The sequence below is a fragment of the Jeongeupia chitinilytica genome (assembly GCF_014652315.1).
GTDB lineage: Bacteria > Pseudomonadota > Gammaproteobacteria > Burkholderiales > Chitinibacteraceae > Jeongeupia > Jeongeupia chitinilytica.
In genome coordinates, this window is sequence record NZ_BMYO01000009.1 from 87,814 (window position 1) to 111,717 (window position 23,904).

The 23,904-nt window shown below is 66.9% G+C and carries 24 protein-coding genes and 1 riboswitch; of the genes, 14 read left to right on the top strand and 10 right to left on the bottom strand.

Annotated elements, in window-relative coordinates; all coding sequences use genetic code 11:
- Position 1 precedes the first annotated feature (1 nt).
- Genes IE097_RS16110 through IE097_RS16120 form a run of 3 tightly spaced genes read right to left on the bottom strand, consistent with a single transcriptional unit; the run spans position 2 to position 2,956 of the window.
- Positions 2–1,480, bottom strand: coding sequence for a DUF4178 domain-containing protein (locus IE097_RS16110; RefSeq protein WP_189461886.1), 1,479 nt, complete (start codon positions 1,478–1,480; stop codon positions 2–4).
- Complete coding sequence (locus IE097_RS16115) at positions 1,480–2,526, bottom strand: SPFH domain-containing protein (protein ID WP_229797640.1); 1,047 nt, start codon at positions 2,524–2,526, stop codon at positions 1,480–1,482. Before IE097_RS16115 ends, IE097_RS16110 begins: the two co-directional genes overlap by 1 nt.
- A 43-nt stretch (positions 2,527–2,569) precedes the next feature.
- Complete coding sequence (locus IE097_RS16120) at positions 2,570–2,956, bottom strand: DUF350 domain-containing protein (protein ID WP_189461888.1); 387 nt, start codon at positions 2,954–2,956, stop codon at positions 2,570–2,572.
- Between the two features lie 73 nt (positions 2,957–3,029).
- On the opposite strand from IE097_RS16120, the gene IE097_RS16125 reads away from it, so the two are divergent.
- From IE097_RS16125 to IE097_RS16135, 3 genes are all read left to right on the top strand, one after another.
- Positions 3,030–4,541, top strand: coding sequence for a polyamine aminopropyltransferase (locus IE097_RS16125; protein WP_308429728.1), 1,512 nt, complete (start codon positions 3,030–3,032; stop codon positions 4,539–4,541).
- A gap of 12 nt (positions 4,542–4,553) precedes the next feature.
- Positions 4,554–6,173: an NAD(P)-binding protein gene (locus IE097_RS16130; RefSeq protein WP_189461890.1), complete on the top strand. Its 1,620-nt coding sequence runs from the start codon at positions 4,554–4,556 to the stop codon at positions 6,171–6,173.
- An 80-nt stretch (positions 6,174–6,253) separates the two neighbouring features.
- Positions 6,254–6,577: a rhodanese-like domain-containing protein gene (locus tag IE097_RS16135; protein ID WP_189461891.1), complete on the top strand. Its 324-nt coding sequence runs from the start codon at positions 6,254–6,256 to the stop codon at positions 6,575–6,577.
- Between the two features lie 20 nt (positions 6,578–6,597).
- On the opposite strand, the gene IE097_RS16140 is transcribed toward IE097_RS16135, so the two are convergent.
- Positions 6,598–7,170 carry a lipid-binding SYLF domain-containing protein gene (locus IE097_RS16140; RefSeq protein WP_189461892.1) on the bottom strand — a complete coding sequence of 191 codons (573 nt, stop codon included), beginning with the start codon at positions 7,168–7,170 and terminating at the stop codon, positions 6,598–6,600.
- Between the two features lie 103 nt (positions 7,171–7,273).
- The gene (locus IE097_RS16145; protein ID WP_189461893.1) at positions 7,274–7,882 is read right to left on the bottom strand and encodes a lipid-binding SYLF domain-containing protein; all 609 of its coding nucleotides are present in this window, start codon (positions 7,880–7,882) and stop codon (positions 7,274–7,276) included.
- Between the two features lie 198 nt (positions 7,883–8,080).
- Between IE097_RS16145 and paeA the strand changes: the two genes are divergently transcribed.
- From paeA to IE097_RS16160, 3 genes are all read left to right on the top strand, one after another.
- Complete coding sequence (gene paeA / locus IE097_RS16150) at positions 8,081–9,415, top strand: polyamine export protein PaeA (protein WP_189461894.1); 1,335 nt, start codon at positions 8,081–8,083, stop codon at positions 9,413–9,415.
- A 31-nt stretch (positions 9,416–9,446) separates the two neighbouring features.
- Positions 9,447–9,658: riboswitch (S-adenosyl-L-homocysteine riboswitch) on the top strand.
- Positions 9,659–9,725: 67 nt separating this feature from the next.
- Positions 9,726–11,126 (top strand): adenosylhomocysteinase, encoded by a 1,401-nt coding sequence (ahcY, locus tag IE097_RS16155; RefSeq protein ID WP_189461895.1) that lies wholly within the window; start codon positions 9,726–9,728, stop codon positions 11,124–11,126.
- Positions 11,127–11,393: 267 nt separating this feature from the next.
- Positions 11,394–12,887, top strand: a complete 1,494-nt coding sequence (locus IE097_RS16160) for an AMP nucleosidase (protein ID WP_189461896.1) — start codon at positions 11,394–11,396, stop codon at positions 12,885–12,887.
- 9 nt (positions 12,888–12,896) lie between these two features.
- Here the strand turns inward: IE097_RS16160 and IE097_RS16165 are convergent, their stop codons facing one another.
- Entirely contained in the window at positions 12,897–13,142 is a 246-nt protein-coding gene (locus tag IE097_RS16165) for a DUF7660 family protein (RefSeq protein ID WP_189461897.1), read from the bottom strand.
- Between the two features lie 75 nt (positions 13,143–13,217).
- Here IE097_RS16165 and IE097_RS16170 point away from each other — a divergent pair, with 75 nt between their 5' ends.
- Entirely contained in the window at positions 13,218–13,826 is a 609-nt protein-coding gene (locus IE097_RS16170) for a DUF938 domain-containing protein (protein ID WP_189461898.1), read from the top strand.
- Positions 13,827–13,877: 51 nt separating this feature from the next.
- Positions 13,878–15,827 (top strand): helicase-related protein, encoded by a 1,950-nt coding sequence (locus IE097_RS16175; RefSeq protein ID WP_189461899.1) that lies wholly within the window; start codon positions 13,878–13,880, stop codon positions 15,825–15,827.
- A 1-nt stretch (position 15,828) separates the two neighbouring features.
- On the opposite strand, the gene IE097_RS16180 is transcribed toward IE097_RS16175, so the two are convergent.
- Together IE097_RS16180 and IE097_RS16185 are read right to left on the bottom strand one after the other, a co-directional pair.
- Positions 15,829–16,965, bottom strand: coding sequence for an HD-GYP domain-containing protein (locus tag IE097_RS16180; protein WP_189461900.1), 1,137 nt, complete (start codon positions 16,963–16,965; stop codon positions 15,829–15,831).
- 49 nt (positions 16,966–17,014) lie between these two features.
- On the bottom strand, positions 17,015–17,854 hold the full coding sequence (locus IE097_RS16185; RefSeq protein ID WP_189461901.1) for a LysR family transcriptional regulator: 840 nt from the start codon (positions 17,852–17,854) through the stop codon (positions 17,015–17,017).
- Between the two features lie 107 nt (positions 17,855–17,961).
- On the opposite strand from IE097_RS16185, the gene IE097_RS16190 reads away from it, so the two are divergent.
- Entirely contained in the window at positions 17,962–18,957 is a 996-nt protein-coding gene (locus tag IE097_RS16190; RefSeq protein ID WP_189461902.1) for a nitrilase family protein, read from the top strand.
- Here IE097_RS16190 and IE097_RS16195 read toward each other — a convergent pair.
- On the bottom strand, positions 18,948–19,823 hold the full coding sequence (locus IE097_RS16195) for a LysR family transcriptional regulator (RefSeq protein ID WP_189461903.1): 876 nt from the start codon (positions 19,821–19,823) through the stop codon (positions 18,948–18,950). The two genes, IE097_RS16190 and IE097_RS16195, sit on opposite strands and share 10 nt — an antisense overlap.
- Before the next feature lie 100 nt (positions 19,824–19,923).
- Between IE097_RS16195 and IE097_RS16200 the strand changes: the two genes are divergently transcribed.
- From IE097_RS16200 to metF, 4 genes are all read left to right on the top strand, one after another.
- Positions 19,924–20,349: a CidA/LrgA family protein gene (locus tag IE097_RS16200; RefSeq protein ID WP_189461904.1), complete on the top strand. Its 426-nt coding sequence runs from the start codon at positions 19,924–19,926 to the stop codon at positions 20,347–20,349.
- The gene (locus tag IE097_RS16205; protein ID WP_189461905.1) at positions 20,349–21,035 is read left to right on the top strand and encodes an LrgB family protein; all 687 of its coding nucleotides are present in this window, start codon (positions 20,349–20,351) and stop codon (positions 21,033–21,035) included. The genes IE097_RS16200 and IE097_RS16205 overlap by 1 nt, the downstream gene beginning before the upstream one ends.
- Positions 21,032–21,175 (top strand): hypothetical protein, encoded by a 144-nt coding sequence (locus IE097_RS19410; protein ID WP_203539690.1) that lies wholly within the window; start codon positions 21,032–21,034, stop codon positions 21,173–21,175. Before IE097_RS16205 ends, IE097_RS19410 begins: the two co-directional genes overlap by 4 nt.
- A 78-nt stretch (positions 21,176–21,253) precedes the next feature.
- A complete protein-coding gene (metF, locus tag IE097_RS16210; RefSeq protein ID WP_189461906.1) occupies positions 21,254–22,084 on the top strand; it encodes a methylenetetrahydrofolate reductase [NAD(P)H] in 831 nt (276 codons plus the stop codon).
- Between the two features lie 45 nt (positions 22,085–22,129).
- Here the strand turns inward: metF and IE097_RS16215 are convergent, their stop codons facing one another.
- A complete protein-coding gene (locus tag IE097_RS16215) occupies positions 22,130–22,915 on the bottom strand; it encodes an AraC family transcriptional regulator (protein WP_189461907.1) in 786 nt (261 codons plus the stop codon).
- A 95-nt stretch (positions 22,916–23,010) separates the two neighbouring features.
- Here IE097_RS16215 and IE097_RS16220 point away from each other — a divergent pair, with 95 nt between their 5' ends.
- Positions 23,011–23,901: a DMT family transporter gene (locus IE097_RS16220; protein ID WP_189461908.1), complete on the top strand. Its 891-nt coding sequence runs from the start codon at positions 23,011–23,013 to the stop codon at positions 23,899–23,901.
- Positions 23,902–23,904 lie beyond the last annotated feature (3 nt).

The following is a 23,904-nucleotide window of genomic DNA, read 5'->3' on the forward strand; positions in this document are numbered from 1 at the left end:
GTCAGCCGTCGAAATCCTGGTTGGCCGGGATCCACAGCAGGATCATCGCGACAAAGCCGACCATGATCACGTCGTCGTCAAAACCCGATGTGATCAGGATGGGCAGATTGATCAGCAGAAAAATCGCCATCGCCCAGATGGCCGGGCGGCGCAGCGACTCACGGTCACCGACCGTCATACCCGCGCCGGTCGCCATGCCGGCGCGCGGCCGGTTCGCCAGCGCCGGCTTGCCGAACCACTGGCCGACGAGCTGGGCCGTGACGCGCTCGCTGCGCGACCAGCCCATTTCCTTCGCGCCCGATTCGCGCGTCAGCTTGACGCCGTTGCGCTCGTAGTCCGAAATCCAGGTCTTGTCGCCGACGGCGGCGCGCCAGTTGAACGCACCGGCAGCGAAGGTCACGACCGATGCGTAATCGTACAGGTGACGGAAATGCTCGCCCTTGTACACCGCCTGTTCCATGCTCGCCGATTCGGGCCAGATGTCCATCACCCGGACCTGGTCCCAGCCCTCTTCCGCCTCGACCAGCCACTGCAGCCCGGCGCTCGGGTGGTAGAGCAGGTATTCGGTCCATACCGACGTCACATCGTCGGCCTCGCGACAGCGCAGCAGGCCGATCACGGTCCATTTCCGGCCGGCGATGGTGCCGACGTCGCCGATCGCCAGCGTCGTCACCACCCTGGCGAGTTCGCCGCGTTTGGCAATCAAGGTCGCGGTGTCGCTGCTGCAGTCGACCTCGGCATGGCACGCCGGACAAACGAGCTGGGTCGCGATACCGGCCGGGAATTCGAGCGGGCTGCCACAGCTCGGGCAGGCCAGCGTCTGCGGCGTGCCGCGCAGGCGTCCGGCGGCGGCAACGATGGTGTCGTCGTCGCGCAGCAGCTGCATGTTCAGCGTGTCGAGCGGCGCGGCGGTGCCGACGTAAACCTGCGGCTTTTCGTCCGAATAGTCGAGTGTCAGGAAACGCTCGCGGCAGCGTGCATCGGCGACCCTGGCTTCCCAGCCGTCACCGACGACGAAGGGCAGCTCGCCTTGGCCGCCGGTGCAGCGCGCACCGCGCACGTCAGACATCGTGTAGCTATTGCCGCCGTAGCGGTAGATCGCGCCGACGCGCAGGTTCTCGAAATTCGGGATGTCGGTCGCGTCGCTGACGGCCAACGTGAACACGTACTGCCCGCCGGCCTCGGCCAGCCAGCCGGCACTGCCGTCGTCGAACAGCGCGTACCACTCGTTCCAGAAACCGGCGTCGTAACGCAGCTGGATCCGGCCGACCAGCGCGAAATGCCGGCCCTGCCAGACGCCGCTGCTGCCGATCTGCAGCGGCGATGCATCTTCGAGCACGTTGGCCAGTCTGCCCTGCTCGCGCACGGCGTCGGCATCGCGCAGCACCACGGTGCGGCAATACTCGCAGACGGCCATCACCGAGATCGTCGAACGGAAGACGACCTCGGCACCGCACGAGGGGCAAGCGACGCGATACATCAGCCGATCAGTTTCTTCAGCACTTCGGCCTTGGCGCTGTCGTAGTCGGCCTGCGAAATCAGCCCCTGATCGAGCAGGCCCTTGAGCTTGGCGAGCTTGGCTTGCGGATCGTCGGCCGCAACACCCGCAGCCGCCGCGCCTGCGGTCGCGGCACCGGCCACGGCCCCTGCTGCGACACCGGTCTGCGGGTTGAGCGCGCCACGCATCGCGTCGGTCATCACCTGACCGACACCGACACCGGCCGCCAGCCCGGCACCGATGCCGGCCAGACCGCCTTCGTTCTGCGCCGCCAGCGGAATGCTCTGCGCGGTCTGGTACTGGGTGAACTTCTGCAGGTCGCCGACCATGCCCATGCTGATCCGGGTGTCGATCGCCTTCTGCAGCTCTTCCGGCAGCGAGACGTTCTCGACCGCGAAATTGTCGAGCGCGAGGCCGTACTGCGCGAACGTCGGCGCCAGTGCCTCGGCGATCTTCTGCCCCATCAGCGCCTGGTTGGCCGCCATGTCGAGGAAGGGAATGCCGCTGGCACCGAGCGTGCTGGTCATCGTCGACACGACGAGGTTGCGCAGCTGGGTTTCCAGCTCGTCGCGCGTATACGCTTCGCGCGTGCCGCTGATCGCGGTGAAGAACAGCTTCGGGTCGACCAGCTTGTACGAATAGATGCCGAAGGCGCGCATCCGCACCATGCCGAAATCCGCGTCGCGGATCGTGATCGGCTGCGGCGTGCCCCATTTGCGGCCGAGCTGGACGCGGGTGCTGAAGAAGTAGACATCGCTCTTGAACGGGGATTCGAACAGCTTGTCCCAGTTCTTCAGGTAGGTCAGCACCGGCAGCGTCTGCGTCGTCAGCTTGTACATGCCGGCGGCGAACACGTCGGCAATCTGGCCTTCGTTGACGAACACCGCCGCCTGCGACTCGCGCACCGTCAGGCTGGCGCCGTACTGGATTTCGAAATCCGCCATCGGGTAACGCCAGGCCAGCACGCCGTCGCTGTCCTCGTTCCACTGCAGGATGTCGATAAACTGCTTCTTGATGAAAGAGCCCAGTGACATGGTCGGACCTCGTTGAACGGTTCGTTGCGGAAGTGGATTACGAGAGGCAGGCGGCGTTGAGAATGCCGACCACCAGCGAGACGGTACCCATCAGGGCGCCCATGGCGACGTTGTTTTCGATCAGCGCCTGGTTCATGTTCGGCAGCAGTTTCGAGAGCGCGATGTAGGCGACCAGCTGCACCAGCGCCGCCATCGCGGCCCAGAGCAGGAACATCGGATAGCTGGCGTGGATGACCGCGCTGGCCGCGACGGTGAGCGTGAAGCCGAGCAGCGCACCGCCGAACGACAGCGCCGCGGCCAGACAGCCCTGGCGGATCAGCGCGATTTCGGCGAACGGCGTCACCCGCACGTAGATCGCTGCGAACAGCGCCACCAGCGCCAGCCCGGAGAGCAGATAGATCAAATACGAGTACAGCGGTAGCATGCGCGCATCCTTGCTGAAACAGGCGTGAAGTTTACGTCAAACCAAAGCAATTCATCATCATTCCGGTGCCGTGTTGGATCGCCTGCTCATTCTTTCGGTTTTCGTCGTCGCCTCGTGCGGACTCGCCTACGAGCTGATCGCCGGCGCGCTCGCCAGCTACCTGCTCGGCGATTCGATCCTGCAGTTTTCGTCGATCATCGGCGCCTACCTGTTCGCGATGGGTATCGGCTCCCACCTCTCCCAGTATGTGAAGGACGAGGACAGCCTGGCGCGCTTCATCGACATCGAGCTTCTGGTCGGCCTGATCGGCGGCCTCGCGGCACTGGCGCTGTTCCTCGTCTTCAGCTGGCTGGCCGCGCCGTTCCGCACCGTGCTGTACGCGCTGGTGCTGATCATCGGCACGCTGGTCGGCATGGAAATCCCGCTGGTGATGCGGGTGCTCAACCAGCGTCAGGCCGAATTCCGCGAGCTCGTCAGCCGGGTACTGACCTTCGACTACCTCGGCGCGCTGGCGGTGTCGCTGCTGTTTCCACTGGTGCTGGCGCCCAAGCTCGGGCTGGCGCGCGCCGGCCTGCTGTTCGGCATCTGCAACGTCGGCGTGGCGATCTGGACCGCGTACGCCTTCCGGCGCGAACTGCCGGGGCTGCGCGCGCAGCTCACCCGTGCCTTCGTCGTACTGGCGCTGCTGGTCGCGGGCTTCGCCGTCGCCGACCGGCTGGTGCAGTGGTCGGAGAAAGGCCTGTTCGGCGACGAAATCGTCCACGCCGAAACCACGCCCTACCAGCGGCTGGTGATCACCCGCTGGCACGACGACCTGCGGCTGCACATCAACGGCAACCTGCAGTTCTCCAGCCGCGACGAGTTCCGTTACCACGAAGCGCTGGTCCACCCACTGATGGCCACGCTGCCGTGGGCGAAGCGCGTGCTGGTGCTCGGCGGCGGCGACGGGCTGGCCGCGCGCGAGCTGCTCAAGTACAAGCAGATCGAATCCGTCACGCTGGTCGACCTCGATCCGGCGATGACGACGCTGTTCGCCACCGCGCCGGCGCTGACCGCGCTGAACCAGGGCGCGCTGAAAAATCCGCGCGTCCACGTGGTCAACGACGACGCCGGCCGCTGGCTCGAAAACCACGACCAGGTCTATGACGCAGTGATCGTCGACTTCCCCGATCCGAGCAATTTCGCGCTCGGCAAGCTGTACTCGGTGCCGTTCTACCGGCTCTTGAAGCGCCACGTTGCCGAACACGGCGCCATCGTCGTGCAGTCGACATCACCGTACTTCGCGCCGCGCAGCTTCTGGTGCATCGATGCGACGCTGAAGGATGCTGGTTTCCACACCTGGCCGTACCACACCTACGTGCCATCGTTCGGCGAGTGGGGCTTCATCATCGCCGGCGCGCAGCCCGGTTACGCGCCACCCGAACGGATTCCGGTGCCGACGCGCTACCTGAACCCGGCGGCGATCCGGCTGATGTTCGACTTCCCGCCCGACATGCAGCCGCCGCCCGGCATCCAGCCGAACCGGCTCAACACCCAGTCGCTGGTCCATTACTTCGAGCAGGACTGGCGCAATGTGCAGCGCTAGGACCGGCTGGCCATGAAGCGCCGCGTCTTTCTGCAGGCCGGGCTCGCCGCCGGCCTGGCCGCCGGTCTGCCAGGCTGCCGCTTCGATGGCCGTTCGCTCTTCCGGCCCGACATCCGCATCGCCCGGCCCGGCATGGACACCGGCCACGCGCTGCGCGATCGCCGCGCGCTGCCGCCCCCCGGTCAACCCGTTTCCGGTGAAATCCGTACCGAAGTGGCGATCCTCGGCAGCGGCATCGCCGGGTTGACCGCCGGCTGGCGGCTGGCGCGCGAAGGCTTCGGCGATTTCGTCCTGGTCACCGGCCCCGAACCGTTCGGCAATGCCGCCGCCAGCCGGTTCGGTGACGTCCCGTGCCCGACCGGCGCGCACTATCTGCCGCTGCCGACCGCCGCCTCGATACATGTCCGCACGCTGCTGTCAGAGATGAAGCTCGCCGACGACGCCTTCGCCGCAGCGCCCGACTACGACGAATCCGCACTGGTCCATGCGCCCGAATCGCGGCTGTGGATCAACGGCCGCTGGCAGGAGGGCGTGCAGCCGCATCACGGCATCCCGCCGAGCGAGATCGCCGAGCAGCAGCGCTTTTACGCCTATACCGAATCGCTGAAGCACCACCTGGGCCGCGACGGCCGGCGCTTGTTCGAGATCCCGCTGGCGCTCTCGTCACGGGACGCGGAGTGGCGTGCACTCGATGCCGAGAACTTCGCACACTGGCTCGCACGCAACGGCTACACGGCGCCGAGTTTGCTGTGGTACCTCGACTACTGTTGCCGCGACGATTTCGGCACCGGTCTCGCCCACACTTCGGCGTGGGCCGGACTGCACTATTTCGCAAGCCGCACCGGCCGCGCGCGCAACGGCGACGATGCCGCAGTGCTGACGTGGGCCGACGGACTGAACACGCCGGCAAGGCATCTGCTCGCCGCGGTCACACCGCAGCGCACCCTGGCCGGCAGCGTCGTGCGCGTCAGAGAGCGGCGTGACCATGTCGAAGCGCTGGTCTGGCAGAACGGCCGGCTAATCCGCATCCGCGCGCGCTGCGCGGTGATCGCGATGCCGCTGTTCGTCGCCGGCCGCGTTGTCGAGGGCCTGGCCGGAGATGGCTTCGATCCGTCCATCCACACGCCCGAGCATGCACCGTGGCTGGTCGCCAACTTCGCAATGGACCACTTCCCGTCCGAGAAAACCGGCGAGACGCTGGCGTGGGACAATGTCGTCTATCAGGGCAAGGGCCTGGGCTACGTGGTCGCAACGCACCAGCTGATCCGCGCAGCACGCCCCGAACGCACCGTGTTCACCGCCTACCATGCGCTGGCCGATGGCGAGCCGCGCGACGTGCGACGCTGGCTGGCCGGCGCCAGTGCCGACGAACTTTACGACCTCGCCGCCAGCGATCTGGCGGAGGTCTACGGCTGGAAGCTGGCGCGCAACGCCGGCGCGGTCGAGATCACGCTGCGCGGTCACGCGATGCCGTCACCGCGGCCGGGCTTTCTCGGTAACGCCGGTACACAGGCTTTGGCCGCAGCCGACGGCCGCCTCCTGTTCGCGCACAGCGACCTGTCGGGCTATTCGGTTTTCGAGGAGGCGGCGTGGTGGGGCTGGCGGGCCGCCGGGCGCCTTCTCGGCACCTGAGCCGGCGCCGCCAAACGGCGCCCGGCGTGGCGGCGGCTATGGCAGAATCGGCCGGTTCAATCCGCACCGAGATCCGCGTCATGCAACACCTGTCCCCGCAACAACTCGCCCAATGGCTCGCCGACGACAGCCGCGCCCGCCCGGTGCTGCTCGACGTGCGCGAAGGCTGGGAGGTCGGCATCTGCAGTCTGGCCGGAATCACGCACATGCCGATGGGCGAGATTCCGTCGCGCCAGCTCGAACTCGATCCGGACGCACCGACGGTGGTGATCTGCCATCACGGCATGCGCAGCTACCAGGTTGCCGGCTTTCTCGAGCGCAACGGCTTCAGCCAGCTGATCAATCTGGATGGCGGGATGGCCGCCTGGGCCGACGACGTCGACCCGGCCTGCGCACGCTACTGAGACGCCTTGAGTCCGACGGCTCAGTTCAGCTCGTCATCGACCGAATACTTCGACCCGGTCAGCGTCGCTTCGGCGGCGAGGCCGGTCTCGGTCATCTGGTACATCCACACTCCCGGCGCCACGCTGGTCGCGCCCGCGGCATCCGCGCCCTGATTGTCGGCCTTGGCCGACGCATTGGCCTGGGCACCGAATTGCCAGCCGGAGCGGATGAATTCGTTCAATGCGCTCTTGCTCTTGAACACGAAGACCTGACGATAGCTCTTGGCCCCCAGCCCCAAACCGGCCTGCGCGCCAAGCATGTCCATATAGGTCACGTGGCCGGTACCGCGGTTGACGGCGATGCCTTGGCCGCTGTTGCCGCCGGCCAGCATGATCTTGGCGCTGAAATTGTCGAAGACCGCGTAACCGGCGCTGCGCGCGATGACCGCCTTCGACGAGGGGTAGGTCTTGTAAAGCTGCGTCAGCGTTTGCGACGCCATCTGCTTGAGTTCGCTGCGCTGCGTTTCGGGACTCTTGTCGTCCCCGAACAGGCCCGCGTTGGCCTGACCGGCGATCAGCAGACCGCACAGTGCAGCGATATGGATACGGCGCATCTCTCACCCTTATTGGTTGATTAATGCAACCATACTATCGCAGCAGCATGCGCCGCCGGCTGGCCAAATTCACGGCCGCCGGCGGTATGAATACCTGTCCGCTTTACTTGCCCGCGTTCAGTTTCTTGTCGACGTAGTACTTGCTGCCCGCCACCGTCGCCTCGGCGGTGAGGCCGTTTTCGGTGAACTGGTAGGCGAAGACGTCCTTCGCAATCATGCTCGCGCCGGTCAGGCCGAGTCCCTTGTCGTTGGCCTTGGCCGCCGCGGTCGCATCACCGCTGAACGCCCAGCCCGAGGTCACGAACTTGTTGAATGCCTTCGGGCTCGTGAACACCAGCACCAGCCGCGAGTTCTTGATGCCGAGGCCGAGACCGGCCTTGGCCTGGGCAACGCCCATGAAGGTCTCATGCTTCGACGGCAGGCTCACTGCCACGCCGCTGCCGCCGCCCGCGCCGGCGAACAGGATCATCGCGCCACCGGTATCGAACACCGCATAACCGGCGGACTTGGCGATGGTCGCCTCGGCTTCCGGGTGTGCCTTGTAGATTTGAGCCAGCGTGTCGTTGGCCAACTCGCGGATCTTGGCGCGCTGCGCTGCCGGCGACTTGGCATCGGCCTCCGGCTTGGCCTGGTCGCTGACCGCCTCGGCCAGCACCGGTTGAGCAACCAAAGCGCCGACGAGTGCAACCGGGAACAACCATTTGAGCTTCATATCGAGCCTCCTGTTGAGCTGTGGGTGAAATTTAACAATAGACTGGCTGCAATCCATATTTCGGAAAAATTACCGACAAGATTCGCCGGACAGCACAGCCGACAAGCCCGGTGCAAGGCTGCGGCCCGGTCATGAAGCCGGCACAATACCGGCATACTGTTACCGGCGAGCGTTCGCCGGGCCAACCAGGACCTACCGATGAGTTTGACGAGCGGATTCTTCCTGCTGCTGGCGCTGGTGACCATCAGCGCCTTCTTCTCGATTTCCGAAATCGCCCTCGCCGCGTCGCGCAAGTTCCGGCTGCAGATGATGGCCGATGAAGGCGACAGCAACGCGGCGCTGGTCACGGCGCTGCAGGAGAAACCCGGCGACTTCTTCACGGTGGTGCAGGTCGGCGTCAACGCCGTGGCCATCCTCGGCGGTATCGTCGGCGACGCCACGTTCGCGCCGCACCTGCACGCGTGGTTCCTGACGCTCGGTCTCGAAGCACAGCTGTCGACGACGCTGTCCTTCCTGCTGTCCTTCCTCGTCACCACCGGGCTGTTCATCCAGTTCGCCGACCTGATCCCGAAGCGCCTCGGCATGCTCCAGCCCGAGCAGATGGCGGTGCGCATCATCCGGCCCATGCTGGTATGCACGACGGTGCTGCGGCCGCTGGTCTGGCTGTTCGACGGCATCGCCAACCTGATTTTCCGGGTCTTCAAGGTGCCGACGCAGCGGGTCGAGTCGATCACCTCCGACGAGATCGTCGCACTGGTCGACGCCGGTGCGGAGGCCGGCACCCTGCAGCGCAAGGAACACCTGTTCATCGAAAACATGTTCGAACTGGGCGAGCGCTTCGTCACGTCGGTGATGACCGCGCGCGAACAGGTGATCTTTTTCACCGATACCGACAGCAACGACGTCATCCGCCAGAAGATCACCGACGAGCCGCACGCCAAGTTCCTGCTGTGCAAGGACGGCATCGACAGCGTCTACGCCTATGTCGACGCCAAGGACCTGCTGCAGCACGTGCTGAAGAGCGCGCCCGAGGCGCTGCAGGCCGGGCTGCGCCAGGTTGCAGTGAAAAGCGTACTGCTGGTGCCCGACACGATTTCGCTGTCCGAAGCACTCGACCGCTTCAAGGAAACGCACGAGGACTTCGCCGTCGTCATCAACGAGTACGCGCTGGTGGTCGGCATCTTCACGCTCAACGACGTGATCCGCCACCTGATCGGCAGCGTCACCGACCTCAGCCAGCAGGACCAGATCGTCCGCCGCGACGACAGTTCGTGGCTGGTCGACGGCGTCACGCCGATCACCGACCTCAAGGCCGTGCTCGAAATCGACGATCTGCCCGACGAGGAAAACTACGAAACCGTCGCCGGTCTCTTGATGTACCTGCTGAAGAAGATCCCCAAAAAGGCCGAGGCGATCGACTGCCGCGGCTACCGTTTCGAGGTCGTCGACATCGACCATTACCGGATCGACCAGGTGCTGGTCACCCGGCTGCCGCTGGGCAGCGCGCCCGCAGCACCGAACTCCGACGGCTGACGGGTTCGTCAAAAGCCGATAGAATTCAAGCCCTTCCGAGGAGCGCTGCGACCCTCTGCGGAACCCGATCCAGCAAGCGAGCGAGCCGACGCGGTTTGTTCACGCCCGAAGCGCAGGAACCGGAATGGACATGAGGTCCATGCGGATTCCGAGCACCGGACGGAAACAAAACGCAAAGGCGCAGCCGCTTGATGTACGGGTTCAGGGCCAGGCTCGGAACGAATCCAACGGCGCTCACCTGACCAACCCGTGCCGGGCACGGGGATTGCGGGTGAGCCGCATCCCTCCCGGCCACACGAAGGACTCTACCGTGGCCGAATTCAAAGACTTTCACGTTGCCGACCTGTCCCTTGCCGCCTGGGGCCGCAAGGAACTGAACATCGCCGAAACCGAAATGCCGGGCCTGATGGCCGTGCGCGAGCAGTTCGGTGCCGCGCAGCCGCTGAAGGGTGCGCGCATCGCCGGCAGCATCCACATGACCATCCAGACCGGCGTGCTGATCGAAGCGCTGCAGGCGCTCGGCGCCAAGGTCCGCTGGGTGTCGTGCAACATCTTCTCGACCCAGGACCACGCCGCCGCTGCCATTGCCGCCGCCGGCACACCGGTGTTCGCCTACAAGGGTGAAACGCTGGAAGAGTACTGGGACTTCACCCACCGCATCTTCGACTTCGAAGGCGGTGAATACGCCAACATGATCCTCGACGACGGCGGCGATGCCACGCTGCTGCTGCACCTCGGCGCGCGCGCCGAGAGCGACCTGTCGCTGGTCGCCAATCCGACCAACGAAGAAGAAACCGTGCTGTACGCGGCGATCAAGGCGCAGATCGCCAAGGATCCGAAGTGGTACTCGACCCGTCTGGCGCACATCCAGGGCGTGACCGAGGAAACCACCACCGGCGTGCATCGCCTGTACCAGATGCACGAGAAGGGCCAGCTGGCCTTCCCGGCAATCAACGTCAACGACTCGGTCACCAAGTCCAAGTTCGACAACCTGTACGGCTGCCGCGAATCGCTGGTCGACGGCATCAAGCGCGCCACCGACGTGATGATCGCCGGCAAGGTCGCGATCGTGCTGGGCTACGGCGACGTGGGCAAGGGCTGCGCGCAATCGCTGCGCGGCCTCGGCGCCACCGTATGGGTCACCGAAGTCGACCCGATCTGCGCGCTGCAGGCGGCCATGGAAGGCTACCGCGTCGTGCTGATGGACGAAGTTGCGTCGCAGGGCGACATCTTCGTCACCACCACCGGCAACGTCGGCGTGATCACCCACGGCCACATGAAGGCGATGAAGCACAACGCCATCGTCTGCAACATCGGCCACTTCGATTCGGAAATCGAAGTCGCGTCGCTGCGCCAGTACAACTGGGACAACATCAAGCCGCAGGTCGACCACATCGAGTTCGAAGACGGCAAGCGCATCATCCTGCTGGCCGAAGGCCGCCTCGTGAACCTCGGTTGCGCCACCGGCCACCCGAGCTTCGTGATGTCGAACTCGTTCGCCAACCAGGTGCTGGCACAGATCGAACTGTTCACCAAGCGCGAGCAGTATCCGGTCGGCGTCTACGTGCTGCCGAAGCACCTCGACGAAATGGTCGCCCGCCTGCACCTGGGCCGCATCGGCGCCAAGCTGACGGTGCTGACCGACGAGCAGGCCGCGTACATCAACGTACCGAAGAACGGCCCGTTCAAGCCGGCCCACTACCGCTACTGATCCCGGGCGGCTGCGCCTGCGCATCTCGCGTCCATCCGATGCTCGAAATCCTCATGGACTTAACGTCCACTCCGGTTTCTGCGCTTCGGGTGAACACGGGCTGCTTTGGCTCGCTCGCCCGACGCTGTCTGGCGTCGTCGTGAGCAAAATCAAAAAGGGGCTTCGGCCCCTTTTCTGCGTCCGCGTCACACGCTTGCGACGCAGCCGTGCCAGAATCGGGGAAGAGACGCATTCCGAATTCCTACGCCCCGCACCGGACGAACGCCCATGTTCCACCAGCCCGAATTCATCGCCCCGACCCGCCATACCGACGCCGACGCCGCGCTGGCGCAGGTCCGTCTGGTCTACGAATCCAGCCTTGCCCACCTGCGTGACGCAATGGCGCGCTTCGTCGCCGGCGAAACGCTGCCGGGCCACGTCCGCGCCTGCTATCCCTACGTGCGGCTGCAGACCGACACCGTGTCGCGCCTGCATCCGGTGGACGGACTGCATCTGGCTTTCGGTTTCGTTGCCGGCCCGGGTCGTTACGAAACCACGCTGACCCGCCCGGACCTGTTCGATCACTACTATCACGAGCAGTTTGCGCTGCTGCTGCAGAACCACGGTGTCGAGCTCGAGATCGGTGTCAGCAACCAGCCGATCCCGGTGCATTTCTCGTTTGCCGAAAACGACCACATCGAAGGCAGCCTGACGCTCGAGCGCCGCCAGCTGATGCGCGACGTGTTCGACCTGCCCGATCTGTCGGCGATGGACGACGGCATCGCCAACGGCACCTACGAGCCGGCCGCCGGCGAGCCGCAGCCGCTGTCGCTGTTCACCGCGCCGCGCGTCGATTACTCGCTGCACCGGCTCCGGCATTACACGGGCACGCAGCCCGAGCATTTCCAGAACTTCGTGCTGTTCACCAACTACCAGTTCTACATCGACGAATTCATCCGCCTCGGCCTCGAGGCGATGAGCGACCCGGACAGCGAATACATCGCCTTCGTCGAGCCCGGCAACGTGATTACCCGTCGTACCGGACTCTCGGCCGAGGCCGCCGACGCGCTCGGCGTGGCGCCGCCGCGGCTGCCGCAGATGCCGGCCTACCACCTGATCCGCGCCGACCACAGCGGCATCACCATGGTCAATATCGGCGTCGGCCCGGCCAACGCCAAGACTGCAACCGACCATATCGCCGTGCTGCGCCCGCATGCGTGGATCATGCTCGGCCACTGCGCCGGCCTGCGGCAGACGCAGCAGCTCGGCGACTACGTCCTCGCCCACGGCTATGTGCGCGAGGACCACGTGCTCGACCAGGACCTGCCGCTGTGGGTGCCGATTCCGGCGCTGGCCGAAATCCAGGTTGCACTGCAGGCGGCCGTCTCCGACGTCACGCAGATCCACGGTGCCGAGCTGAAACGCGTGATGCGCACCGGTACCGTCGCCAGCACCGACAATCGCAACTGGGAGCTGCTGCCCGACAATGCGCCGCAGCGCCGTTTCAGCCAGAGCCGCGCCGTCGCGCTCGACATGGAAAGCGCGACGATCGCCGCCAACGGCTTCCGCTTCCGCGTGCCGTACGGCACCTTGCTGTGCGTGTCGGACAAACCGCTGCACGGCGAGATCAAGCTGCCGGGCATGGCCAACCATTTCTACCGCGAACGCGTCGACCAGCACCTGCGCATCGGCATCCGCGCGATGGAGCTGTTGCGCGATCAGGGCGTCGACCAGTTGCACAGCCGCAAACTGCGCAGTTTCGCCGAGGTCGCGTTCCAGTAAGCGGACCGGCTAGTCGCAGACCTTGCCGGAGTAGAGGAACACCGCGCAGCGCTTCCATGGCGAGACCTCGGCAAGGCCCTGAATCCTGCCGAGCTGGGTCGACTCGGCCCAGTTCAACGCCGCACCGAGGAAATCCTCGATCGTCTGGTGCTGCCACTGCGCCGGATCGGCCTGACGATCGGCCAGCAGGGCCCGGGCAAAGGCCAGAAACGAATTCGGATCGGTAACATCCTGCAATTGCTGGTACAAATCCATCGCTCGACCGCCTTTGATGATCAAGCGCCGAGTATGCCCGATACCGGCCAACCGGTACCTTGCCAAGGACACTCGATGACCGATTCCGACGCCCGCCTTTACGCCCCCGCCACCGGCCGCAACCGCGACGCGATTCTTGCGGTGCTGCAACGCGTGCTTCCGGCGTCGGGCACGGTGCTGGAAATCGCCAGCGGCAGCGGCGAGCACGCGGTACACTTCGCCGCCGCGCTGCCGCAACTGCGCTGGCAGACCAGCGACCCCGACGCGCCGTCGCGTGCCTCGATCGCCGCGTGGGCCGGTCATGCCGGCGTCGCGCTGCCACCGCCGCTGGCACTCGACGTGATGGCGGCCGACTGGGGCATTGCTCGGGCGCAGGCGCTGGTGTGCATCAACATGATCCACATCTCGCCGTGGCCGGCGACGCTGGCGCTGTTTGCCGGTGCCGCCCGCGTGCTCGATCCCGGCAGCCCGGTCTACCTGTACGGCCCCTACCGCCGCGACGGCGCGCACACCGCGCCAAGCAACGCGGACTTCGACGCCCAACTGCGCGCCCGCAACCCTGAATGGGGCGTTCGCGACCTTGAAGCCGTGATCGGCGCCGCCTTTGACGCGGGCTTCGTGCTCGACGACGTGGTCGCCATGCCCGCGAACAACCTCAGCGTGGTGCTGCGCAAGCGCCGCTGATCCGTCCCTTTTGAATCACCGACCCCGTACGGGTCGGCCAACGACACACTCATGACCGACATCGAAACGACCGAAGACAGCAGCAACGCCCTCAACGACTACCTGCACGTCTGCCGTGCCACGCTGGTGACCACCGACGGCAGCTACGCGGTGTCGGTCCATGGCGAGATCGTCGTCGGCGACCGCAGCATTCCCTACCATCTGGTACCCGACGCCGGCTTCCTCGGCAAGACCGCCAAGTGGCGCAAGCTGACGACGACGGCCAAGCTCGCGCTGCTGCAGGAACGCTGGAACGCCGGCGCGCTGCAGACGCTCGAAGCCGCGCTGATCGAGTGTGCCGATGCGGTGATCGACATCGCGACCGAGTGCGAGATCGACCCGACCGGGGCGCTGAACGCACTGCAGGCCAAGTACGAGCGCGCCAGCGACCGCTGCAAGGTCGCGCTGGCGCGGATCGAGGCCCAGCAGGGCACGCACGCGGCGACGCGGCAGGCCGAAAAGACCCGCAACGCCGTCAACCTGTCGCTGTACCCGGAGTCGTTCACCAAGGCGCAGGCGATGCCGCGGCATTTCATCGCCGTGCTCGGCCCGACCAACTCGGGCAAGACGCACGCGGCGATGGAGCATCTGGCCCAGGCGAAGTCCGGTGCCTACCTCGCACCGCTGCGGCTGCTGGCGCTGGAGAACTACCAGCGCCTGCTCGATGCCGGCGTCGCTGTCAGCCTGATCACCGGCGAGCAGCGCAAACTGCATCCGGGCGCGACCCACGTCGCCAGCACCGTCGAGATGTTCAACCCGAACAAGCCGATCGACGTCGCCGTCATCGACGAAATCCAGCTGCTCGACGACCCGGATCGGGGCGCGGCATGGACCGCCGCCGTCTGCGGCGTGCCGGCCAACACCGTCTACCTGCTCGGCGCGCTCGAGGCGCAGCAGGCGATCGAATCGCTGGTTCACCGCATCGGCGGCACGCTCGAAATCCGCAAGCTCGAGCGCAAGTCGCCGCTGAAAATGGACCCGCAGCCGCTCGGCTCGCTGAAGAACCTCAAGCCCGGCGACGTGCTGATCGCGTTCTCGCGTCGCGAGGTACTGAACTGGCGCGACCAGGCGATCGCCGAGGGTTTCGCCGTTTCGGCGATCTACGGCAACCTCTCGCCGGAAGTCCGGCAGGCGCAGGCCGAACGTTTCGTGTCCGGCGACACCAAGATCGTCGTCGGTACCGACGCGATCGGCATGGGGCTGAACACGCCGGCGCGCCGGGTGATCTTCACCACGTCGAACAAGTGGGACGGCTATAGCGAAGGCACGATCACCGCGGCGCTGGCCAAGCAGATCGCCGGCCGCGCCGGCCGCTTCGGCGCGCACGAGGCCGGTTTCGTCGCCGGTTTCGACGCCCGCACGCACAAGGTCATCGCCGAGCTGCTGCGCGAAAAGATCGAGCCGCTGCCGGCGACCGGTTTCTTCGTCGCACCCAACCTCGACTACCTGCAGCAGATCTCCAAGGCCACCGGCCAGACCAGGCTGTTCGCGCTGCTCGAGCTGTTCACCAAGCACATCAACGTCCACGACGAGTTCTTCGTCCCGGCCAACCTGAGCGACCAGATGGAAAAGGCGCGCTGGCTCGATACGCTCAAGCTGTCGCTCGAAGACCGCTACACCTTCAGCCTGTGCCCGGTGTCGACCAAGATTCCGATGCTGGAAAACGCGCTGATGGACTGGGCGCGCGACCGCGCCGACGGCAAACCGTCGCCGCTGCTGCGGATCGAAGGCATCGGCGGCCGCAACGCGCTGCAGTACCTCGAGGACAGCTGCAAGCTGTATGCGGCGTACGCATGGCTCGGCTACCGGATGGCCGATACCTTCCCGCACGAGGAACTGGCACAGTCGCTGATGAAGACGACGTCGGAGAAGATCGACCTGATGCTGCAGCAGCAGAACCAGCAGCACCGCCGCCAGCAGCCCGGCAAGGGCGACGGACGGCGCCGCTTCGGCCGGCGCTAGATCAGGGGCGCGCGGTGTGGTCGCCGCGCGCGGTGCGGACGCGCTGCGTCAGTGCCTCGAGTTCGATCCGCCATGCCGGCCAGCTCGCCGCCTGCGGCAGGTCGTGGCGCTGGATGTCGCGCAACAGGTCGCCGAGCTGCCAGTCGACCTCCTGCGCCAGCGCCAGCAGCTCCTGCGCGACCTGTTCATCGTCGATCGCGTAGTCGAGCGCCAGCTCGATCCGGTGCAGGTCGATCCCCAGCTGCGCCAGCATGCCGTAGATGCGGTCGAGACGGTCGATGACGAAGTCGGGCAGCGTCAGCGCCTCCAGACGGCTGCGCTGAACCAGCCAGTTGTCGAACAGGGCCGCCTGACCGCCCAGCTGCTCTGACAGCACCAGCAGCCGTGCCTCGGACGGCTGGCTGTGCCCCGGCACGACGATGCCCTGCAGGCTGCGGGCCAGCAGGTCGATGGCCTCGGTCCGGAAGCTGTTCCGGATCAGCCGCAACCAGATCAGCATCGCGGCCGGCCGGCGCTTGGGCAGCACCGAACCGACGGCCTCGGCCACCGCCAGCAACTCGCCCAGCGGATGCAGCGCCCGGTGCGTGCCGTGCGCCGGATAGCCGCTGCCGTCGACGCGCTCATGATGCTGCAGCACCGCCAGCACCGCGGCCTCGGGCACCTCGGGGCTGCGGCGCAGCAGCAGTGCGGCCATCTGCGGGTGATCGTCGATGACGCGCATCGCTTCCGGATCGCCGGCCGCCGGAATCAGGCTGTCGAGGCCGATCAGGCCGACGTCGTGGAACAGCGCTGCAATCATCAGCGCCGCGCGGTCGGACGCCGACAGCTGCAACCCGTTCGCCAGATAGTCGGCAAGGATGACGATGATCAGGTGGTGCTGGTAGAGCTCGGGGTTTTCCGCGGCCATGCGGCCGAGCTGGCGCGACAGCGGCTCGGGCAGGTTCAGTGCACCGAGGCCGTACTTGTAACCGAGCGGGTCGGTCGAGCGCGCCACCAGCGTCACCAGCGTCGGCAGGCTCTGCAGCGCCAGTTGCGCATGGTCGGCGATTTCTTCGCTGCGCAGGCCGGCACCGACGAAGTGGGGCACCGACGGCGCACTGGCCCGCATTCCGCGGGACGAACCATCCGGCAGCGACATGGCAATCTCCCCCTGTACTTGTTGCCCTGCAGTATAGGCAGGCCGGCGGCTAGCGCAGCAGCGCGATGAAACGGTCACGCAACGGGCTGCCGGCCTGCGGCAGCCAGGCCAGACCGGTCTGCCAGACCAGGTCGGTGCCCGGCCGTACGATGCGTACGCCCGGCGGCAGGATGCGCACCGCGCTCTCGGGTACCAGCGCGGCACCGATGCCGGCCGCGGCGAGCGCCAGCAGGGTCTGGATGTCGCCGGCTTCATGGACGGCCGATGGCACGTAGCCCTGCCCGGCCCAGTGGTCGAGCAGACGGTCGACCTCGCCGGCGAGCCCCGGGCCCCGATGGCGTGCCAGCCGCAACAGGGTTGGCGGTCGCAGCGGATCGACGCCGTCGCCGACGGCCAGCACCAGCCTGTCGGTCAGCAGCGGCAGGCTGGCCAGCGGTGCGACGACCGGCAGCCGCACGAAGCCGAGCTGCAGGCGGCCGTCCAGCAAGCGCTCGACCTGCTCGGCCGACGACATGTCCTCGAGACCGATCTCGACGTCCGGATGATGACGGCGGAAGGCGGCGATGTGCTGCGGCGCCAGTTGCAGGCTGGACAGACCGAAACCGATGGCCAGCCGCCCCGCTTCGCCACGGACCATCCGCCGAGCACGTTCGTCGAGCGCATCGGCACGGCCCAGCAGCTCGCGCGCTTCGCCGAGGAAGTCGGCGCCAAAACCGGTCAGCGCCGCACCGTGCCGGCCGCGAACGAGGAGCGGCGCGCCGAGCCGGTCTTCGAGCACGCGGATCTGCTTGGTCAGCGCCGGCTGGGTCAGGCACAGCCGGCTCGCGGCCTGACCGTAATGCAGGCAGTCGGCGAGAACGACAAAGGCGCGAAGCAGACGGATTTCCATTCCTTCAGGTTATCACCAACCGGAAAATCCATCATTATCCGGCGCGCGCGCACGGTGCTTAAATCGTCGGTGTCGCCGGCCCGCCGGCATGTACCGGAGTCCCCACCATGACCGAAACGCTGTGCGTCGCCGCGGTGCAGTTCCAGCATCGCGCCAACGACAAGACCTACAACCTCGGCCGCATTGCCGACTTCGCGCTTGAGGCCGCCCGCCGCGGCGTGCAGCTGCTCGCCCTGCCGGAAATGTGCATCACCGGCTACTGGCACGTGCCCAGGCTCGACGCAGCAGCCGTCGCCGCGCTGGCCGAACCGCTGGACGGCCCGTCGGTCTCCGCCGTCCGGGCGCTGGCGCTCCGGCACGGCATCGGCATCGGCGCCGGCTTCATCGAGCGCGGCGACGACGGCCGGCTCTACAACGCCTACGCGGTCTGCCTGCCCGACGGCCAGGTGCACTGCCACCGCAAGCTGCACGCGTTCGAGCATCCGGCGATCGCCAGCGGCGACCGCTACACGGTGTTCGATACGCCGTGGGGCGTGCGCGTCGGCGTGCTGATCTGCTGGGACAACAATCTGGTCGAGAACGCCCGCGCCACCGCGCTGCTCGGCGCGACGGTACTGCTCGCACCGCACCAGACCGGCGGCACCGATTCGCGCAGCCCGCATGCGATGAAGAAGATTCCATTGCCGGTCTGGCGCAACCGCCACGCCGATCCGGCCGCGATCGAGGCGGCATTCCGCGGCCCGAACGGGCGCGAATGGCTGCTGCGCTGGCTGCCGGCACGCGCGCACGACAACGGCCTGTTCATCGTGTTCGCCAACGGCGTCGGCGAGGACGACGACGAGGTGCGGACCGGCAACGCGATGGTGCTCGACCCGTACGGCCGCATCCTTGCCGAGACGTGGGCCGCCGCCGATGCACTGGTCGAAGCCGAGCTCGACCTCGGCCTGCTGCCGCTGTGTTCGGGCCGGCGCTGGATGCAGGGCCGGCGCCCCGAGCTCTACGGCGTGCTGACCGAGGTCCGGCCGGGGCTGCGCGATGCCCGCGCCGCGCGCTTCTCCGATGCCCCGGTCAACCTCGCTCTGACCGACGTGCGTCAGCCGTAACGCGCCTGCGCCAGCGCCAGCCAGGCACGTGCAGCGTGCGACAGGTAGGCATCGCGCGGCCACGCCAGCGCGATCTCCCACGGGATATCGGCTTCGAGCGTGCAGACGGTCAGCCCTTCCTGGGCCGACGCGGCGATTTCGGACGCCGGCAGCAGCGCGATGCCGATGCCACCGCGCACCATTGCCGCGATCAGCCCGGGCTGACCACTGCGGCCGGCGACCTGCGGCGCGAAACCCGCCGCGGCGCACGCGCCGGTGATGCGGTCGTTGAGCGCAAAACCCGGCGTGAACAGGATGAACGGTTCGTCGGCGAGGTCGGCCAGCGCCACCACCGGCCGGTGTGCCCACGCCGAGCGCTCGGGCGCAATCAGCGCCAGCCGGTCGCGCACCAGCGTCAGCGTCCGGTAGCGCGGATCGTCGATCGGATGCAGCAGGCCGCCGAGTTCGAGTTCACCGGCCAGCAGCGCGGCCTCGATCGCGATCGCGCCGTCCTCGAACAGCTTGAGCTCGACCCCCGGATACTTGCGTTTGAACTCGCTGATCAGCGCGACGAACACCCGGCCGCCGAGCGACGGCACGCCGATGCGCAGCTCGCCGCGCGCCAGCCCCGACAGCCCGTCGAGTTCGGCGCGCAACTGCGCGGCGTCGCCGAGCAGCCGTTCGGCATAACCGAGCACCACGCTGCCGGCGTCGGTCAGCCGCGGCCGCTTGCCGTCGCGCACCAGCAGCGTCTGGCCCAGTTCGTCCTCGAGCTGGCGCACCAGCTTGCTCACTGTCGGCTGCGTCACGCACAGCTTTTCAGCCGCGAGGGTGAAGCTGGCGCAACGGGCGACTTCGGCAAAGGCGCGCAGGGTTCGCAGTTCCATCGCAGATCATTCCAAATCGGCATTGATTTCATAAGGATAATTCATCCTTGTAATCAACGCGCAGGCCTACACTGCGGGCTGTGTACTCAGGGAGGCCGTCATGGCTACCTCGCGCGCCGCCAGCCTGTTCCGGCTGCTGGCCCAACTGTTGCTGATCTTTGCCATCTGGTTCGCCACCGACTGGTTTGCCCGCGCCGTGCATTCGCCGATTCCGGGCAGCGTGATCGGGCTCGGCGTGGTGCTGGCGCTGCTGATGAGCGGCCTGATGCGGGCCGACACCGTCCGCCGCGGCGCCGAATGGCTGCTGGCCGAGATGCTGCTGTTCTTCATTCCGCCGTGCATCGCCGTGGTCCAGTTCGGCACGCTGTTCAAGGCCGAAGGCCTGCCGCTGATTGCGGTGATCGGCCTCGGTACACTGATCGTCATGGCCGGTACCGCGCTGGTCGTCGACATCGTGTTCCGCTGGGAGCACCGCCGCCGCATCCGGGCCAAATCGCGCCGCCGCGAACTGGCCGGAGTCCTGTGATGTCCTCCTCGCCCCTCGCGCTGATCAGTTTCGTCCTGACCATTGCCGTCTATTACGGCTGCAAATGGCTGTACCGCCGCCACCGCAGGATCTGGTTCGCGCCGATCCTGCTCGCGCCGCTGATCCTCGGCGCCATCGTGCTGCTCGCCGGCATCCCCTATCCGGTCTACAACGCCGACGCCCGCTGGCTGGTCTGGCTGCTCGGGCCGACGACGATCGCCTTCGCCGTACCGATCTACGACCAGCGCGAGATCATCCGCCGCAATCCGCTGACGCTGACGATCGGCGTGATCGCCGGCATCGTGCTCGGCATCGGCTCGTCGTATCTGCTTTCAAGGCTGTTCCGGCTGCCCGACGAAGTCACCCACAGCCTGCTGTCGCGTTCGGTCTCGACGCCGTTCGCCGTCGTCGCCACCGATGCCTTCGGCGGCTCGCGCGAGCTGACCTCGCTCTTCGTCGTCGTCACCGGCGTGTTCGGCATGGCGATCGGCGAAACGGTGATGCGGTTCTTGCCGCTGCGCTCCCGCATGGCACGCGGTGCAATGTTCGGCGCCGCCAGCCACGGCGCCGGCACGGCCAAAGCACGTGAAATCGGCGACGAAGAAGGGGTCGTCGCCAGCCTGACCATGACGATGGCCGGCATCGCCATGGTGTTGATCTCTCCCCTGCTCGGAGCATGGATATGAAGCGTCCCTTACCCTGGTGCTGTGCGCGGCGGCGCGCACGGCTGCGGCAGCAACCCAAGCGTACGCCGCAACGTGCCGATGCCGTCGGCGGGACGACCGGGGAACTCGCGCCACCGCCCGTCAAGCTCACGCCGACATGAGCCGAATGCACGTACCCGGCAGGTAAAGGCCGGCGGGGCAATGGTAAGATGGCCGGGACCGTTTACCGAAACCATGCCATGACCCGCCCGCCGATCAGCTTCGAATTCTTCCCGTCCAAGACGCCCGAAGGCGTCGAGAAACTGCGCAACACCCGCCGCCAGCTCGCCCAGTTCAAGCCCGAGTTCTTCTCGGTGACCTTCGGCGCCGGCGGCACCACGCAGGACGGCACGCGCAACGCGGTATTCGAAATCCAGTCCGAAGGCCATCAGGCCGCGCCGCACCTGTCGTGCATCGGCTCGACCCGCGCGACCATTGCCGAGCTGCTGACGAGCTACCGCGAACACGGCATCCGCCGCATCGTCGCGCTGCGCGGCGACATTCCGTCGGGCATGGTCGACGTCGGCGAATTCCGCTACGCCAACGAACTCGTCGCCTTCATCCGCGAACAGCACGGTGACTGGTTTCACATCGAAGTTGCCGCCTACCCGGAGTACCACCCGCAGGCGCAAAGCGCCGAGGCCGACCTGCGCGCCTTCGTCGGCAAGGTCAACGCCGGCGCCGACGCGGCGATCACCCAGTACTTCTTCAACGCCGACGCCTACTTCCGCTTCGTCGACGAAGTGCAGAGCCGCGGCGTCACCATCCCCATCGTCCCCGGCATCATGCCGATCCAGAACTTCAGCCAGCTGTCGCGCTTCTCCGACATGTGCGGCGCGGAAATCCCGCGCTGGCTCAAGCTGCGGCTGGCCTCGTTCGGCGACGATTCGGCGTCGATCCGCGCCTTCGGCCTCGATTTCGTCACCGAGCTGTCCGACCGGGTGCTGTCGCAAGGCGCGCCGGGGCTGCACTTCTACACGCTGAACGCCGCCGGCGCGGTCAGCACGATCTGCCAGCGACTCGGTTTCTGAGCCCGCCCCACCTCGTACACCAGCGGCCCCGGACGGGGCCGTTTTTCATGTGCCCGGCAATTCGCGCCGGTACTGCTCGGGCGTGGTACCGGCCTGACGCTGGAACATCGCGATGAACGCCGAACTCGTGCTGTAGCCGAGGTCGAGCGCGATCGCCTGAACGCTGCGCCCCTTGTCGAGCAGCTCGATCGCGTGCAGGAAGCGCAGGCGCTGCCGCCACTCGCCCAGACTCATTCCCAGTTCGCGCTGGCAGTACCGCGCCAGCGTGCGCTCGGTCAGGTGGACCGTTTCGGCCCATTCCGAGGCAGTGCGGTTGTCGCCGGGCTCGCGCTGCAGCGCGGCGAGCACCTGCTGCAGCGACGGCGTGCTGGCCAGCGGCAGGTAGCGCGGCTCGACCCGCGCGCGGCCAAGCTGGTCGACGACAACCTGCGCCAGCCGGCGGTCGGCGTCGCTGTCCGGCACGGCAACCTGGCGTTCGGCGAAGTCGATGAGGATGGCCCGCAGTACCGCGCTGATCGCCAGCATGCACGGCTGCGCCGGCAAGGCGCCGCACAGCGACGGATCGAGATCGAGCGCGCGGTACAGCACCGGCTGCTGGTTGTAGGTGCCGTGCACGACGCCGGGCGGCAGCCACACGGTGTACTGCGGCGGCGAGATGAAGCGCTGCCCGCCGACGTCGATCTGCATCACGCCGCGCTCGGCGTAGTTGAGCTGCCCCCAGGCATGGTGATGCAGCTCGCATTCGGTATCGGCGGCCAGCGCATCGAAGCGGAAGCACACCGGATACGGCAAATGGTCGAAATCGCGGCGGGGTGAATACTGGTGGGCCATGCTGTCCGGATACGCGGATGATCTGTCCGGTTCTCAGTATATGCGGACAGGCAGACAGGCGGACAATCCATGGCAATACGTCGCAAGGTGAAGCCATGCCCCTCCTCCTCCCCGTTCTGGCCGTGCTGATCTGGGCCGCCAACACCGTGGTCAACAAGCTCGCAGCCGGCGCGATCATGCCGGCCGAAATCGGTTTCTACCGCTGGCTGCTCGCCGCGCTGCTGTTCACGCCCTTCATGCTGCGCCCGCTGCTCCAGCACCGCGCAGCGGTCCGGGCGCAGGCCGGGCGCATCGTCGTGCTCGGGCTACTGGGCATGGTCGTTTACCAGAGCCTCGCCTACTATGCCGCGCACAGTACCTCGGCAACGAATATGGGCATCATCCTGTCGCTGATGCCGATGATGGCGCTGGCGCTGGCGATCGCCCTGCTCGGCCAGCAGCTGACGCTGGGCGCGATCACCGGCTCGGTGGTTTCGTTCGCCGGCGTGCTGATCGTCGTTTCCGGCGGCAGCAGCGCGGCGCTGCTGCACCACGGCGTCGGCAGCGGCGACGCGCTGATGCTGATCGCCACGCTGGCGTACGCGCTCTACAGCGTGCTGCTGAAGAAGTGGCAGATCCGGCTGCCGTCGCTGCTGCTGCTGTACCTGCAGGTGCTGGTCGCCGTGGTGCTGCTGTTCCCGCTCTACCTCGCCTCGCCCAAGGCCGGGCTCTCGGCCGCCAACATTCCGCTGGTGCTGTACGCCGGGCTGTTCGCGTCGATGCTGGCACCGCTGCTGTGGATGACCGGCGTCGCGAAGGCCGGTCCCAGCCGCACTACCCTGCTGTTCAACCTGTCGCCGGTGTTCACCGCGCTGATCGCCGCGACGCCGGTCCTGCACGAAAGGCTGGCGTGGTATCACCTTGTCGGCGGCGTGCTGACGCTGGCCGGCGTACTGCTCAGCGAGCGCTGGAAGCAGCCGTTCGGATGGTCCCGCCGCCCGGCCTGAATC